15 protein-coding genes are annotated in these 15251 nt (G+C 65.1%); 5 read left to right on the top strand and 10 right to left on the bottom strand.

Translation table 11 applies throughout. The features are described 5' to 3' along the window. Nucleotides 1-11: 11 nt before the first annotated feature. Nucleotides 12-2420, bottom strand: coding sequence for an aldehyde dehydrogenase family protein (locus tag B0G69_RS25625; RefSeq protein WP_121322190.1), 2409 nt, complete (start codon nucleotides 2418-2420; stop codon nucleotides 12-14). 16 nt (nucleotides 2421-2436) lie between these two features. Next, nucleotides 2437-3447, bottom strand: coding sequence for a deoxyribose-phosphate aldolase (gene deoC / locus B0G69_RS25630; protein WP_121322192.1), 1011 nt, complete (start codon nucleotides 3445-3447; stop codon nucleotides 2437-2439). A 250-nt stretch (nucleotides 3448-3697) separates the two neighbouring features. Between deoC and B0G69_RS25635 the strand changes: the two genes are divergently transcribed. From B0G69_RS25635 to B0G69_RS25645, 3 genes are all read left to right on the top strand, one after another. Next, nucleotides 3698-5335: a sugar ABC transporter ATP-binding protein gene (locus B0G69_RS25635; protein WP_121322194.1), complete on the top strand. Its 1638-nt coding sequence runs from the start codon at nucleotides 3698-3700 to the stop codon at nucleotides 5333-5335. Beyond that, nucleotides 5332-6333: an ABC transporter permease gene (locus tag B0G69_RS25640; RefSeq protein ID WP_121322196.1), complete on the top strand. Its 1002-nt coding sequence runs from the start codon at nucleotides 5332-5334 to the stop codon at nucleotides 6331-6333. The genes B0G69_RS25635 and B0G69_RS25640 overlap by 4 nt, the downstream gene beginning before the upstream one ends. A gap of 97 nt (nucleotides 6334-6430) precedes the next feature. Next, nucleotides 6431-7576 (top strand): substrate-binding domain-containing protein, encoded by a 1146-nt coding sequence (locus tag B0G69_RS25645; protein WP_121322198.1) that lies wholly within the window; start codon nucleotides 6431-6433, stop codon nucleotides 7574-7576. A gap of 173 nt (nucleotides 7577-7749) precedes the next feature. Here B0G69_RS25645 and B0G69_RS25650 read toward each other — a convergent pair whose 3' ends face one another. Beyond that, nucleotides 7750-8601 (bottom strand): LysR substrate-binding domain-containing protein, encoded by an 852-nt coding sequence (locus B0G69_RS25650; RefSeq protein WP_199731330.1) that lies wholly within the window; start codon nucleotides 8599-8601, stop codon nucleotides 7750-7752. 100 nt (nucleotides 8602-8701) lie between these two features. On the opposite strand from B0G69_RS25650, the gene B0G69_RS25655 reads away from it, so the two are divergent. Then, complete coding sequence (locus tag B0G69_RS25655; protein WP_121322200.1) at nucleotides 8702-9553, top strand: alpha/beta hydrolase; 852 nt, start codon at nucleotides 8702-8704, stop codon at nucleotides 9551-9553. Between the two features lie 22 nt (nucleotides 9554-9575). Here the strand turns inward: B0G69_RS25655 and B0G69_RS25660 are convergent, their stop codons facing one another. Beyond that, nucleotides 9576-9779: a hypothetical protein gene (locus B0G69_RS25660; protein WP_121323880.1), complete on the bottom strand. Its 204-nt coding sequence runs from the start codon at nucleotides 9777-9779 to the stop codon at nucleotides 9576-9578. A 254-nt stretch (nucleotides 9780-10033) separates the two neighbouring features. Between B0G69_RS25660 and B0G69_RS25665 the strand changes: the two genes are divergently transcribed. Next, entirely contained in the window at nucleotides 10034-10417 is a 384-nt protein-coding gene (locus B0G69_RS25665) for a hypothetical protein (RefSeq protein ID WP_121322202.1), read from the top strand. A 102-nt stretch (nucleotides 10418-10519) separates the two neighbouring features. Here B0G69_RS25665 and B0G69_RS40725 read toward each other — a convergent pair whose 3' ends face one another. The 6 genes from B0G69_RS40725 to B0G69_RS25690 form a co-directional block, all read right to left on the bottom strand. After that, nucleotides 10520-10735: a hypothetical protein gene (locus B0G69_RS40725; protein WP_147440772.1), complete on the bottom strand. Its 216-nt coding sequence runs from the start codon at nucleotides 10733-10735 to the stop codon at nucleotides 10520-10522. Nucleotides 10736-10851: 116 nt separating this feature from the next. Further along, a complete protein-coding gene (locus B0G69_RS25670) occupies nucleotides 10852-11898 on the bottom strand; it encodes an MxaL protein (RefSeq protein ID WP_241991465.1) in 1047 nt (348 codons plus the stop codon). Continuing rightward, nucleotides 11895-12464: a tetratricopeptide repeat protein gene (locus tag B0G69_RS25675; protein WP_121322205.1), complete on the bottom strand. Its 570-nt coding sequence runs from the start codon at nucleotides 12462-12464 to the stop codon at nucleotides 11895-11897. Before B0G69_RS25675 ends, B0G69_RS25670 begins: the two co-directional genes overlap by 4 nt. Beyond that, nucleotides 12461-13447, bottom strand: a complete 987-nt coding sequence (locus tag B0G69_RS25680) for a vWA domain-containing protein (protein WP_121322207.1) — start codon at nucleotides 13445-13447, stop codon at nucleotides 12461-12463. Before B0G69_RS25680 ends, B0G69_RS25675 begins: the two co-directional genes overlap by 4 nt. Then, nucleotides 13444-14328: a calcium incorporation protein MxaA gene (locus B0G69_RS25685; protein WP_121322209.1), complete on the bottom strand. Its 885-nt coding sequence runs from the start codon at nucleotides 14326-14328 to the stop codon at nucleotides 13444-13446. The genes B0G69_RS25680 and B0G69_RS25685 overlap by 4 nt, the downstream gene beginning before the upstream one ends. Nucleotides 14329-14378: 50 nt before the next feature. Further along, on the bottom strand, nucleotides 14379-15242 hold the full coding sequence (locus tag B0G69_RS25690; protein ID WP_121322211.1) for a VWA domain-containing protein: 864 nt from the start codon (nucleotides 15240-15242) through the stop codon (nucleotides 14379-14381). Nucleotides 15243-15251 lie beyond the last annotated feature (9 nt).

Below are 15251 nucleotides of genomic sequence, written 5' to 3' on the forward strand. Positions count from 1 at the left end.
ACCGTTGCCCGTCAGTCTCCGTACGGTATCCAGATGTTCTTTACCTGCACGGCCTGACGCAGAAACGGCCGGCCTTCGCTTGCCCGGTCGAACCAGTCGAACTGGCGGCCGTGATCGACGAAGGTGCGCTTCAGATTGCCGACCGACTCGCGCTCGACCAGCGTCGAGTCCGCGGCCTCGCCGAAGCACCAGACGGCGTCGACATCGTCGTGTCTGGCAAGCGCGGGCAGCAGCGCCGCGCGTTCGCCCGTGACGATGTTCAGCACGCCAGCGGGCACATCCGACGTTTCGACGACCTGATAGAAATCAGTGACCGTCAGCGGACACGCCGTGCCCGGCAACACGACCACGCGATTGCCCATCGCCAGCGCGGGCGCCACCAGCGAAACGAAGCCAAGCAACGGCGCCTCGTCCGGACAGGCGATGCCGATCACGCCGAGCGGCTCGTGCATCGCCAGCGCGACGCCGCGCAGTGGCGGCGTATGCACGGCGCCGTCGAACTTGTCGGCCCACGCGGCGTAGCTGAACAAACGCGCGACGGATGCGTCCACTTCCGCCCGCGCCGCCGCTTCGGTCGCGCCATTGCGCACCACCAGTTGCCGCGCGAACTCATCGGCGCGAACGGCAAGGTTCTCGGCCAGATAGAAGAGCACCTGCGCGCGGTTATGCGTGCTCGCCAGCGACCACTTCTGTGCCGCGCGCGCCGCCTCGACCGCATTGCGAATGTCCTTGCGATTGCCCTCGCCCACTTCGCCCACCGGCGTGCCATCCGGTGCGCGAACCTGCAACGAGTAGCCGCTATCCGGGCGCACCTGCTTGCCGCCGATAAACAGCTTCGCAGTCCGGTCGATTGATGTGACGATCGATGCGACATCCGCCAACGGAGCGCGCATAACGGCACCAGCCGATTGCTCGCCGCGCCGCGCCGCCTGACGCTGCGCAAGATTGCGCCACGCACGCGGTTTCAGGTATTCGTATATGCCCTCGCGTCCGCCTTCGCGGCCGTAGCCCGATTCGCGATAGCCGCCGAAGCCGACCGCCGCGTCGAACAGGTTCGTCGCATTGACCCACACGACACCGCATGCAAGGCGCGGCGCGACGTCGAGCGCGCGGCCGATCGTTTCGCTCCAGACGCTTGCGGACAGTCCATAGCGCGAGTTGTTGGCGAGTGCAATGGCTTCGTCCGGCGTGCGAAAGCTCATCGTCACGAGCACCGGGCCGAAGATTTCTTCCTGCGCGAGGACGGAAGCCGGTGCGACACCGGTCACGAGCGTCGGTGGATAAAAGCAGCCGCCGGACGGCAGCGAGGTTTCCTGTGATTGCCACACCGCACAGCCTTCGCGCCGCCCGCTTTCCACGAGCGACCGGATACGCTCCAGTTGCACCGGATCGACGATCGCACCGATATCGATGCTCTTGTCGAGCGACGTGCCCACCCGCAGCGTCGCCATGCGGCGTTTCAGCTTTGCGATGAAGCGTGCTTCGATCCCCTCCTGCACGAGCAGCCGCGAGCCCGCGCAACAGACCTGCCCCTGGTTGAACCAGATCGCGTCGACCACGCCTTCGACCGCGCCGTCCAGGTCCGCGTCGTCGAACACGATGAAGGGCGATTTGCCGCCGAGTTCGAGCGTCAATGATTTGCCCGTGCCGGCCGTGGCCGCGCGGATCGAGCGCCCGACTTCCGTCGAACCGGTGAAAGCGATCTTGTCGACTTGCGGGTGCTCGACGAGCGCGGCACCGGTGCGGCCATCGCCCGTCACGACGTTGAGCACGCCCGCCGGCAAGCCGGCCCGATGCGCGAGTTCGGCGAACAGCAGCGCGGTCAGCGGCGTGTATTCGGCAGGCTTCAGGACGACGCAATTGCCGGTTGCGATCGCCGGTGCGATCTTCCACGCGAGCATCAGCAGCGGGAAATTCCACGGCACGATCTGGCCGACCACGCCGAGCGGCGCATAGTCGGCGAACTCGCTCTCCTGCAACTGCGCCCAACCCGCGTGATGCAGAAAGTGTCTTGCTACAAGAGGGATATCGATGTCGCGTGTTTCGCGGATCGGCTTGCCGTTATCGAGCGCTTCCAGCACCGCGAACAGCCGGCTGTGACGCTGAACCATGCGCGAGAGCGCGTACAGATGCCGTGCGCGTCCCGCGCCGCCCAGCGCGAGCCAGCCCGGCTGCGCGGCACGCGCGGCGGCCACCGCCGCGTCGATATCGGCCGCGTCGCCCTGGGCGATGTCCGCGAGCCGGTCGCCCGTCGCGGGCGCGTGCGAGACGAAGCGCTCCCCGGCGGCGGGCGCATGCCACGCGCCGCCGATGAAATGCCCGAAGCTCGCCTCATGCTGCGCGAGCCACGCGCGCGCGGCTTGATCGTCCTCGGGTGCGGGACCGTACTCCATCGATGAAAAATACTCGGCTACGCTCATGGGATCGGTCTTGGGTTCAGGCTACGGGATGACGGTTGAAAGCGGAGTAACGGCCGCTCACGTGATGTTCGAGCTGGCGTTCGATATCGGCCAGCAGGCTCGACGCGCCGATCCGGAACAGCTCCGGTTCGAGCCACGGACGGCCCAGTTCTTCTTTCATCAAAATCTGGTACGACAGCACGGACTTCGCGTTCGACACGCCGCCCGCCGGCTTGAAGCCGATCTGCACGCCGGTGCGCGCTTCATATTCGCGGATCATGCGCACCATCACGAGCGAGACGTCGAGCGTCGCGTTGACGCCTTCCTTGCCGGTCGAGGTCTTGATGAAATCGGCGCCGGCCATCATGCAGACCATCGATGCGCGGGCGACGTTGGACAGCGTGCGGATGTCGCCGGTGGCCAGAATCGTCTTCAGATGCGCCGGCCCGCAGGCCGCCCGGAAGTCGCGCACTTCGTCATACAGCGCCTGCCAGTTGCCGGTCAGCACATATTCGCGGGTCACGACGATGTCGATTTCCATTGCGCCGTCCGCCACCGACGCCTCGATCTCCTTGAGCTTCAGCGGGTGCGGAATCAGGCCCGCAGGAAAACCGGTCGATACCGCCGCGACCGGAATGCCGCTGCCCCGCAAGGCGTCGACCGCCGCCGCGACAAAGCGGTGATACACACAGACCGCACCCGTGGTGATGCCCTGCGGCGCGATGCCGAGCGCTTCGAGCAGATCGGCGCGCACCGGCTGGCGCGCTTTCGCGCACAGGCGGCGCACGCGGCCTTCGGTGTCGTCGCCGTTCAGCGTCGTCAGGTCGATGCAGGTGACGGCCTTCAACAGCCACGCGGCCTGCGCATCCTTCTTGACGGTGCGGCGCGTGGCCAGCGTGGCCGTGCGCCGTTCCACCGCGGACTGGTTGACGCGCAATCCGTCCAGCCATGACGCGTCGAACGGCGTGCCCGGATTGCGCACCGGATGGATGAGCGGCCCGCCGCGCAGCGCGACGACCGACGAAGACAACGAAGGAGCTTCAGGCATGGGACATCCGGAAATTTGGCGCAGCGCACAACAGCCGCCGACAATTTGTTCGCACTTATGCTACAACGATTGATAGAATCATAACAAGCATTGCGACGCAATCTTCACATAAGCAGACGCTTAAGGGCGTCAAAGCGCGATGAATGTGATTGACGCACCAAATTCATGATGCGAGGATCACAACATCGGCGGTGACCGGCGCGCTGCGCACAGAAAAAATTTCGTCGCATCGACGAAGGAGACAAGCCAGATGAATGAGCCGGATGCGGTTGCGGCCGCGCCATCTCGTCAGGTTCCATTGATCCGTGTTGCGGGCGTCACCAAGCGGTTTGGCGGCGTGCAGGCGCTGCGCGGCGTCGACCTCGAGGTACTGCCCGGCGAAGTTCACGCGCTGCTCGGCGAAAACGGCGCGGGCAAGTCCACGCTGATCAAGATCCTCAGCGGCGTTCATACCTACGACGACGGCGCCATCGAGATCGACGGCCAGAAAGTGGCGTTCGACTCGCCCGCGCAATCGCGTGCGGCGGGCGTCGCGGTGGTCTACCAGGATTTGAGCCTCGTCGAATCGCTGTCGGTCGGCGCCAATCTGATGCTGGGGCGCGAGCCCCGCACGCGTCTCGGTTTCGTGAAGAACCGCCAGCTGATGGCTACCGTTAGCGAATTTCTGCGCTCGCGTGGCATTCCGCTCGATCCGCGCACGCCGGTCGGCGCGTTGCCGTTCGCTTATCGGCAAATGACCGAGATCTGCAAAGCGTTGATGGGCGACGTGCGGGTGCTGATTCTCGACGAACCGACGTCGGCGCTGACGGGCGGCGAGGAACAGATCCTGTTCGACGCGATTCGCGCGGTCACGGATCGCGGCGTGGGCGTGATTTACGTGACGCATCGGCTGAACGAGGTGTTCCGGATTTCGCAGCGCGTCACCGTTTTCCGTGACGGCGCCAACGCCGGCGTGTTCCAGACCTCCGACACCGACATGAAGCAACTGGTCGCGGCGATCGTCGGTTCGGGCCATGCGGCTCTGCATGCCAGAGAGGAGACTGCCGTCGGCGTGACCGACGAGGTGCCGGTTGCCGCAACAACGCCAACCAGCGCCGCGCGAAGTGCGGATAGCGCACCCGTTTTGCGGCTCTCGCACGTGAGCAATGACCGGCTTCACGATGTTGACCTCGTGGTTCGCGGCGGCGAGGTTCACGGTCTCGCGGGCCTGATCGGCAGTGGCCGCAGTGAAATCCTGCAGACCATCTTCGGGATTCGCAAGATCGAAGTGGGCGCGATCGAAATCGACGGTCAACCCCGCTCGCGCAACACGCCCGCCGAAGCGATCCAACTCGGTATCGCGCTCGTCCCCGAGGATCGCCATCTCGAAGGACTCGTGCTCGACCATTCGATCGAGCGCAACCTCACCTTGCCGCGCCTGCCGCATTTTTCCCGCTGGGGATGGCTGCGCAGCCAGGCGGCCGTGCAACAGGCGAAGCGCTCCATGAAAGAGCTATCCGTCAAGGCGCCCGGCGCCTCGACCGCGGTCAAGTTCCTGTCCGGCGGCAACCAGCAGAAGGTGGTCTTCGCGAAGTGGAATCACCCGCGTCCCAAGCTGCTTCTGCTCGACGAGCCGACCGTCGGCGTCGATGTCGGCGCGCGCGAGGAAATCTACGGCGTGGTCCATGACGCCGCCCAGGCGGGCACCGGCGTGCTCGTCGTGTCCTCGGACCTTGACGAACTCCTGCGCCTGTGCGACCGCATTTCGATCGTCGCGGACGGTTGCATCGTCAAGACCGTCGAGCGTGCCGAACTCGCCAACGCCGAAGCGCTTCATCACCTGATTCAACTGTCCCGTTCTTCCATCGAGTCTCCCGAGGGGACGTCCGTCGGAGCGCACGCAACATGAACGATTCCGTCTCGCCGCTGACGGCCAAACGGCAGGCATCGCTAGCGCAGAGAAGCCGCGCGCGGCGCATTGCGCAACTGCTGCTGCAAGGCGACCGGCCTTACGCGCTCTATGGCGCGTTCGCGATCCTGCTGGTGGTCTTCAGTTTCGCCTCGCCGTGGTTTTTATCGATCGACAACTTCCTGAACATCGGCCGGCAGACCGCGCTCGTGTCGATCGTCGCGATCGGCATGACCTTCGTGATCATTGCGCGGCAGATCGATCTGTCGGTGGGATCGAGCCTCGCGTTATCGGGCATGTCCGCGGCACTCGCCATGACGTACGTCGGCGACAACTGGGTCATCGGCGCGATCGCGGGCATCGGCACCGGCGCGCTTGTCGGCGCGATCAACGGCGTGGTGACCACGCGGCTCACTATTCCGTCGTTTCTCGTGACGCTCGGCACCCTGAGCGCCGCGCGCGGACTGGCCCTGATGGTCACGACGACCAAGCCCGTCATCATCACCAACGACTCGTTCATCGCGATCTTCGGCGAAGGCGACATTGCGGGCGTGCCGGTGCCGATCATCTGGACCGCGCTGGCCGTGATCGCCGGCATCCTGCTGCTGCACTACAGCGTGTTCGGCCGGCAGATCTACGCGGCAGGCGGCAATCCGACCGCCGCGCTCTATTCCGGCATCAACACGCGGCGCGTGACCACCCTCGCCTTCATTCTCACCGGCGCGCTGGCCGGGCTCGCCGCGCTCGTGCTCTCCGCGCGCTCGCATGCGGCACGCCCCGACGTCGTGCAGGGACTCGAACTCGATGTGATCGCCTCCGTGACGCTCGGCGGCTGCAGCCTGTTTGGCGGGCGCGGCTTCGTGCTCGGCACGCTGCTCGGCAGCCTCATCATCGGCACGCTCAACAATGGGCTCGTGCTGCTCGGCGTCAGTTCGTCGCTGCAACTCGTGATCAAGGGGGTCATCATCGTCGCGGCGGTTGCGTTTACCCGGAAGTAATGCGGGACACGCCGAGCACGCGCGATATCACCTGCCCCCGGTTCTTGTGAATGGCTGGAGACGTAACACCGACAGGAAAAACCAACGGAGGAGAATCATGAAACATCGTCGTGGCTCGATAAATGTTCTAACCGGCGTTCTCGCGGCGGCTGCCGTCGTGGCGCTCGCTTCGCCGGGCGCCTGGGCGCAATGCGTGACCAGCCTGACCGCAGGGTCGATCGGCCCGAAGACGATCGTCGGGCAAGGACCGAACGGCGAAAAAGCGGCCTCGGTGGATGCCATCAAGCTGACCGACGCCGATATCGCGAAGATCAAGGCCGGCAAATTCAAGGTGGGCATTTCGATGCAGACCATGAACCTCGACTGGTCGCAATTGCAGGTGCAAGGCATCACCGATACGCTGAAGAAATACGGCGTGGATGTGATCGGCACGGCTTCAGCCGAGTACCAGGTCGACAAACAGATCGCCGATATCGAGAACACGATCCAGCGCCATCCGGACGGCATCATCTCTATTCCGGTCGACGGCACGGCGACGGCCGCCACGTACAAGAAAGTGTCCGCCGCCGGCATCAAGCTCGTGTTCATGGACAACGTGCCGACCGGCCTGAAGCATCCGGAGCAATACGCGTCGATGATTTCGGCGGACAGCGAAGGCAACGGCCAGATCGCCGCGAAGGTGCTCGCGTCGTGCGTGCCGCAGGGCGCGACGATCGGGCTCGTGAATTTCGGCGTCGATTACTTCAGCACGACGGAGCGCACGAAAGCCGTCAACGACTGGATCAAGAAGAATCGTCCGGACATCAAGATCAAACAGGTTGCCTTTACAGACCCGTCGAAAGTGGGGCAAATCGCGGGCGATTTTCTCACCGGCAATCCGGACGTGAAGGGGCTGTTCGCTGTCTGGGACCAACCGGCGCTCGACACGCTGACGTCGATGCGCGCACAAGGCGTGAATATTCCAATGACGACGGTCGATCTGGGTCTTCAGTCCGCGATCGAGATCGCCAAGGGCGGACCGCTCAAGGCGACCGGTTCGCAACGTCCGTATGATCAGGGCGTGGCCGAGGCCACGGCGATGATGAAGGCGCTCATCGGACAGACGCCGCCGGCGTGGATCGGTGTGCAGTCCCTGCCGGTGGTTCAGGCGAACGTGCTCGAGTCTTATAAGACCGTGTTCAAAAAAGATCCGCCGCCGCAGTTGGCCGATGCTTGCAAGAAGGCCAAACCGGCTTGTGGGTGAGGTTGGGATCGACCCGCTGCGATAGCTTGCGCGCGGCCAATGGGCTTGCAGTTGACCGGCGATCTTCTTCGCCCGCGCGCACTCCGCTTCGGTTGGCAAAAAGCCCCGCTCGTTCGCATCCACCCGGCGCGGGTGGATGCACAGCTTCGCGCCCATGCCGAACGATCGCGCGGCTAGCGCCTCAACTCCGCGACGATCTTCTCCGCCAGAAAATCACACGGCGGACGATTCGACGCCGTACTTCGCGCAAGCACCATCTCCAGCGCCGGAATCTCGGGCAATCCGTGCGTACGCCCGAGCCGCGCGAAGTGGGCCGGCACCGCGCATTGCGCGAGCGGCACGATGGCGAGCCCCGCTTCCGCCATCGACAGCAGTCCGAGCAGGCTCGGACTTTCGTACGACGTCCGGTACGGAATCTTCGCACGTTCGAGGCTGCGAATCGCGTTTTCCCGCGCGACGCTGCCAGGCAGGAACACGGCGATTGGCAACGGCCGCTCGCGCCATATTTCATCGGCGCCCGGCGCCGCGGCCCACTCCATGGGTTCGAGCCGGATGAACTCGCCCGACAGTCCTTTGACCCGCGTCGCGCACACGAGATCGACGGAACCGTCCTTCACCATGGGCGCGAGCGCCACACTCGGCAAACCCACCACCCGGATTTCCACCTTCGGGTAGGTCGCGGAAAACTTCTTGAGGATCGGCGGCAGCAGCGACGACGCGTAATCGTCCGGCACCCCGATGCTCACGCGGCCGGTCACGTCCGGCCGAACCACGGCAGCCCAGGCTTCGTCGCGTAACGCCAGCATGCGGCGCGCGTAGGTGAGCAGTACTTCGCCGTCCTGGGTCGGGCTCACGCTTCTCGGCTTGCGGACGAAGAGCGGTTTGCCCAGCGCGATTTCGAGCGTCTTGATCTGCATGCTGACCGCGGATTGCGAGCGATGCACGACCTCCGCCGCCCGGCTGATGTTGCCGGTATCGGCGACGGCGACAATCATGGTCAGAACGTCGAGATCGAGAGCCTTCATGTGCGCAAGCCACTATCAGAAAAATTGATGGATTCGATCAATATTACGCGATTTTCCAAGCCAAAGGAATCGGGCATAGTGCGGGCAAAGGAGCCAGTCAATGAACGCCCGTACCAACCTCGCAGTGCTTGCCGTACCGGAAATATCCTTTGCGACCATCGCATCGGGCATCTGCGTACCGTATGTCGAGTGTGGCGAGGGCGAACCGCTGCTGTTCGTGCACGGCTCGCTTTGCGACTATCGGTACTGGAGCGCGCAGACCGCTGCGCTGTCGCAGCACTTCCGCTGCATCTCGGTGAGTCTGAGCCACTACTGGCCGGCCAGCGAGGCTTGCATCCAGAGCGAGTTCGGCTGGCAGACGCATGTGGCCGAACTGGCCGAATTCATCGAGGCGATCGATCTCGGCCCCGTGCATCTCGTCGGCCATTCGCGCGGCGGCTGCGTCGCGTTCAATGTTGCGCGTGACTATCCGCGGCTCGTGAAGACGCTCACGCTCGCGGACCCGGGCGGTCCGCTGCACGTCGAAGGGATGACGCCGGCGGCCCTGCCCGCCTCCACCAACGTACTGCGTGCGCGTGTCGCCGAACTGATCGAGAGCCAGCAGATCGACGAGGGACTCGAGCTTTTCGTCGACTCGGTGAGCATGCCCGGCGCGTGGCGCAAGAGCCCGGCTGCATTCCGCGCGATGGCGATCGACAATGCGGACACGCTGCCCAAGCAACTGCGCGACCCTTTGCCCGCCTACTCCCACGAAACGGCACGCGATGTGAAGTGCCGGACCCTGCTCATCGATGGGCAAAAGAGTCCGCGCATGTTCCGCAACAATGTGGAAAAGCTCTCCACATGGATCGACTATGCCGAACGGCAGACCATCGAAGGCGCTTCGCACGGAATGAACGTGTCGAATGCGGGCGCTTTCAACCGGTTGTTGCATGCGTTCGTGAAGCACTGAAACCCGACGTCGGCATCGGCGATCAGACGCAAATCTGCCCCTTCCCCCGCAAGACAGAAACGATCTCGTCGATGCTCACGTTCTCAAGCAAACGGCGAGCGGCCGCTTTGCGCTCGACATGGCACGCATCCGTGCGGCGTTGCATGGCTGAAGCCTTCGCCGTGATATAGACGGCCATGCCATAACCGAAGCGCTCAATCAGCTGATAGTCGAAACAGTTTTTCATCACGCTCACTCACTTTCTCGGTGCACTGCGCCGTTGCCTTGGCTCTGATTGCCGTGGACACCGGCCCCCGCTCGACAAAAAAGGGGGTGGATAGCGGGTTTTCACGATTCGAGGGAGCGAACTGAGATTGGCGCACCCGCTTGCGGACGACGACCACCGGCGCGCGGCCCGTTCCGATCCATCGGAGCCGGGACAAACACCGACACAATATTGGGTAAGCTTGTCGTCGCTCCTATTACCGGGACTTCTCCGAGATGCCTTCTTCGATCCGCAATTCGCTCGTCTGGATATTCGACGCGTTTGAGCGCGATTCGACCTTCGTCCAGAAGCAGATGTTCGGCTGTGCTGCCGCTTATTTCGACGGCCTGCTGTGTCTGATCGCCGCCGACCGTCGCGAGCCCTGGAATGGCCTGCTGGTCTGCACATCGAAAGAGCGTCACGCCGCGCTCATCGCCGAGATGCCGGCTTTGCGGCCGCATCCCGTGCTTGGAAAATGGCTGTACATCTCGCAGAACGATCCGGCGTTTGAAATCGTCGTCGAACAGATGACGACCCTGGTGATGGCCCGCGACGAGCGTATCGGAGTCGAACCGAAGCCGCGCAAGCGTCGCGGCAAACTCGCGTTGCCGAAAACATGAATGATCGCGGCCGGCGCCCGTTCACGAGCCGGCTGTTTGGGCAATTCGCCATACCGGAAGCTCTCGCTCTCCCAAAGACCCTACTCATGCGCAACTGCGATTTCAGTGGATGGCGGTGGCGGGGGTATTGGCGCCAGTGCGGGCGGTCGCTGTGCCAGTGGCGCTATCGAACATCGGCCAGCGCGCCACACCGACGAAGCCGATATCTCCCGAACCTGACAACGGCATGGGCTCACGCAGCGAGTCGATCTCATTGAATGCATTGCCATGCATGAAAACATGCCGGACACGCTGAATCGCCCCAACGATCCGGGTCATTGGTCGCGCCGCCCGTCAGGCCGCATCGTCACGACAGTCACCTCGACAGGGCGCTTCAGGCTGACGAACTCAGACCAGCTGTACGGCCAACCTCGTTCCCCGAGATCAAGCAAAATTCAAACGTCTGCCTCCGTCACCCGCAACCTCTCCGCTCGCGGCCGCTCCACCACCGCACGCTCCGGCGAGCGCGCCGCCAGCGCCGACAAAATCCTCGCCGCCAGCTGCCGCAGTGCATCGCGCCCAATGCGCAGCCACGTCCAGACGACATCCGGCACGAACCGCCCCACCAGCAGCAACAACGCAAACAGCGCGGGAATCCAGCGCAAATCCACCGGCACCGGCTCGCGATGAGCGAGGCGCACGTCGAGCATCGCGTCGCCCAACGCATTCGTGGCCCAGAGCCGGCGATAACCGAGCCCGGTCTGCCCACCCACGAACGCGAGATACTGACCGCGCAACTCGGAAAGCTCCTCATGCGTCTCGATCCGCGGATCGGCCCCCGGCAAAGCGGGCACCTGTACCACGTCGTCGGCCTGCCAGTAACCGATGCGATTGCCGTCGATGTCGGTCCTCGGAATGGCCGCGGGCTGGTCGCCCCCCACGCCGATCAGCCACCCTTCGATCCGCGCGGGATTCAGATCCCGCATCAGCGCGCGCGATGCAGGCAAAGGCGGCGCCTCCTGCCCGTCGGTGATGAACACGACAGCCGCGCCACGACCGACCTCCTGCGCCACGCGCACCGCCGAATAAACCCCGCCCTCGGCGATACGGCTCCAGTTGGTCCAGCGCATGCGTCCATCGATACCGTCGAGCGACACCAGCAGTGCGTCGTAGTTGCCGCACACCTCGAGGGGCGCCAGCAACAGCAAGGTGCGCTGCCCGGTAAATGCGCTCCAGCCTACCTTCGAGCCGCACGGCAACCGCCCGAGCGCGTCGCGCATCGCGGCCTGCGCGAACTTGAGCCGGCTCACCGGCGCGCCGTTCAGCACGACGTCCTCGACGTCCATGCTTTGCGTGATATCGAACGTCACGATGTAGTCGAAGGTATTGCGCGGCAGCGTCACGTCCGGCATCACGACCGCCGCGATCAACGCGACGAGCGCGAACGGCGTCAACCAGTGACGCACCCTCGCGAAGCCGGGCTTGCGGGTCCCGGCGCTCACGGCAAGTCCTTGCTCTCAGGGTCGCGCACTTTCACGTTGTGCTGCTCTTTCACATCCGGCTCGTCGAGCGCGGTTGGCGTTTCAGGCGCGAGCCAAAGCGCGCGTTCGAGGTTATAGCGCGCGTCCCAATCGCCGGGTGACGCGCGCAGCAGCAGCCGGTAGCGCGCCTTGGCCTCGCCGACCATTGCGATCGACCTGATGCCGTTCGACGCGCCCTCGCCGCCTCCCTCGCGCAGATACATATTGCCGAGATCGAACAGCGCCGTGCGGCCGAGATCGTCGGGATGGTCGTGGATCAAACTTTCGTAGAGCCGCGCCGCCGTGTCGTAGGCGCCCGCTTTCGAGAGTGCCGTCGCGCGCGCCAGCAGAACCTGTGGCGCCTCTTCGTTCGGATGGGCCGGATGGGCCGAATGGGCCGCGCGGGTCTCACGCGCATCGCTGCTCGCGGCCGCAATGGCCTGATTCAGCTCGGTGGCGTGCTGAAGGCGTGTCCAGCTATACACGGCGAAACCGGCGCAGGCCAGCGCCACGGTCGCGAACACGGCGTGAATGAGCGTGCGCCTCATGCCCAGCTCCGTACCTGAAACAGACGCGTTGCCATCAGCATGGCCGCGCAGAACAGCGCGACCGCGAAGCAATACGGACTCCAGTCCTGGCGAGGCAAATGCTCGACAAACGACGTCAACGCATTCTGCTGCCGGTTGATTTCGGCGACGGCCGCCATCATCGCCTTCGCGTCGCCCGCCTGGAAAAGCCGGTAAGGCGTCGGAAGCGACAGAAAATAGCGATGCAATTCGGCTTCGGCCGACGCCTCGCCGGCGGGCAGCGTGGCGTTCAGATCAGGGCTATAGACGCCGCTGCGCAAGTAGATGAAGTACAGCGCGATCTGGTTGCGCAGCAGGCTCGCCTGAATGCGCCGCCGCACCGTTTCGTCGAGCCGCGCGCCGCCGTCGGAGACGAGTACGATCGCGCGGCGGCCCGACGACGGGCGGCCTTCGAACTGATCGAGCGCGGCCAGCATGCCACGGTCGAGTTGCGTGTCCGGCATGCCGCGTCCGATCGCCGTGGCGGCGATCGCATCGTCGATCGCGCGATGATTGTAAGTGAACGGCATCGCCAGCACGGGACTGGTGCCGAACATCATGAACGCGAGCCGGTCGTTGGGGCGCTGGCTCACGAAGCTCGTCAACGACGCGCGCGCCACTTTGTTTTTCGAGTCGCCGTGCGGCGACTCGACGCCGGGACTCGCCATCGGCTCGTCCATGCTGGCGCTGCGATCCATCAGGATCAGAATCTGCGCGCCGCTGCCCGTGCGCGGCACCTGCAGTTGCGAGCGCCCCGGCCCGGCGAGTCCGACGACAATCGCCGCGATCGCCAGCACGCCGCAGACGCGCGCGAGCCATCCCACCCAGCGTCCGACATGATCGGGCGGCAGCCACGCGACGCTGGAAAACGGCAGCGTATCGCTGCGCCGCGGCAGCACCGGCAGCACGGCGAGCGGCAGCAGGATCAGCATCCACGGAGCGGCGAAGTCGAGGGCCATGGTCATCGCCGGTGACGCCGTTCGGCCCGATACAGCGCACGGCACAACGTCTGCAACGGAAACTCGGCGGCGTCCGGAACGGGCTTGAAAAAGCGCTCGGCCGACACCTGATAGAAGTGTTCGAGTTGCGTGCGCAGCGGCTGCAAATACGGCGCACGTGCAAAGAGACCCGGCAACGAACCCGCATGCACGACCTGTCCCGCGGTTTCGTTCAGCGCCCGATGCAGGCAGAACCACGCGTCCTTCGACGCCGCGGCTTGCCCACCTTCGAGCCGCCGCATCTGCCGCCATGCGCGCGCAAAGGGCAAGCGGTCCGACTCGCGCCGGTTGCGCCAGGCCCACCATCCCGCCCACGCCAGCAACGTCGCGAGCAATAGACCCAAGGCCCACGCGATCTGGCGACGCAAGCCGGCGGTGGGCAGCAACGGTGCCCCGCGATCGGGGCGCAACGGCTGCAGGTCGCCGTCGGCGAAAACGGCCGGCGGCGTCAGCGGTGCGACGCTCGCCGGCCATTCGGCCACCTGCAGTTGCGCGCCGCTTGCCGAGCTCAGCGTCAACGCGGGCAATACGATTTTGGTGAGCGTTTGCGGCGCATTGACGACCTGATAACCGATCACCATCCAGCGGCGCCCGTCGGTATCGGTTTCGAACGACGCAGGCCTGCGTTCGAGCCAGACCCCGGTGCGACCAACCGACGGCGGCGTGACCGCGCCCACGTCACGGCCACCCGCTTGCAGAAGCACGCGTTGCGTGAGGACATCGCCGAGCACGTAGCCGAATGCGCGCGGCTGTTCGACTGTGGCGGGCACCGCCGTGGCGGCATTGCCAGTGGCCGCGTGCGTAGCGCTTATCAGCACGATCAGCACGATCAGCACGGCGAGCAGCATGTGAGCTGACCAGCCACCCCGCGCGATGTCGATCCGAATCCCGCCAGATCTCATACGGTCGCCTCGAGGAAATAGCGCGACATGGCTTCCGGATCGAACGCCCCTTCGAGATAGAACGGCCGCATGCCGCGCGAGCCGAACGTCGCGCCGAGTTCCGCGCGGCGACGCACGACGCCCTCGCGCCAGCGCTCGCGGATGCTGCCGCGCAGCCACACGCTGCGCTCCTCACCCGACTCGGCATCATTGACGGCCAGCAGCGGGCCGTTGCGCGGCGGCGAGATTTCCGCCTCGTCCCACACGACTATCGGCACCACGCACGCATGAACCAGCATGTCGAGCACGGCCGGCATCTGCGCGAGCGGCCAGTGGAAGTCGGACACGACGAACACCAGCGCCTGCCGCCCAGCAAGACGCGCCGCGCAGCGCCGCAGCCCGTCGATGCCGCCGCGCCCCGCTGGCTGGGTCGCGCATGTGCGCAGCATCGTCGCGAGCAGATTGCCGGTGCCCCGGCCGTAGCGTTCCGGCATGAAGAGATCGTCGCGTGCGCCGGCATCGAAGGCCAGCATGCCCAGCCGGTCGCCGACCCGGAACGCGCTATAACCCAGCGCCTCGACAAAGTCCGCGGCAACCTGCAACTTGGTTCGACGCGAGCCGAACTGCATGGACGCCGACACATCGACGATCACCACCACCGGCACCGCCACGCGCTGCAGATGAACCCGCACGAGCCATTCCGAGCGCGCCGCGCGCACACTCGCGCGCAAGTCCAGCCGGCGCGGATCGGGGTAGTCGAAGAGGCGCCCGTGCATCGCGAATTGCTGGCCGGAGCCGAAGCTCGAACCAGGATGCGAGCCCGGCCGCGCGCCGCCGGCGCGGGTCGGCAAACGGTAGTGGAATTCTGCTGTGCCGTTCATGGTTCGGGA

Source organism: Paraburkholderia sp. RAU2J, assembly GCF_003634845.1.
GTDB classification, from domain to species: domain Bacteria; phylum Pseudomonadota; class Gammaproteobacteria; order Burkholderiales; family Burkholderiaceae; genus Paraburkholderia; species Paraburkholderia fynbosensis.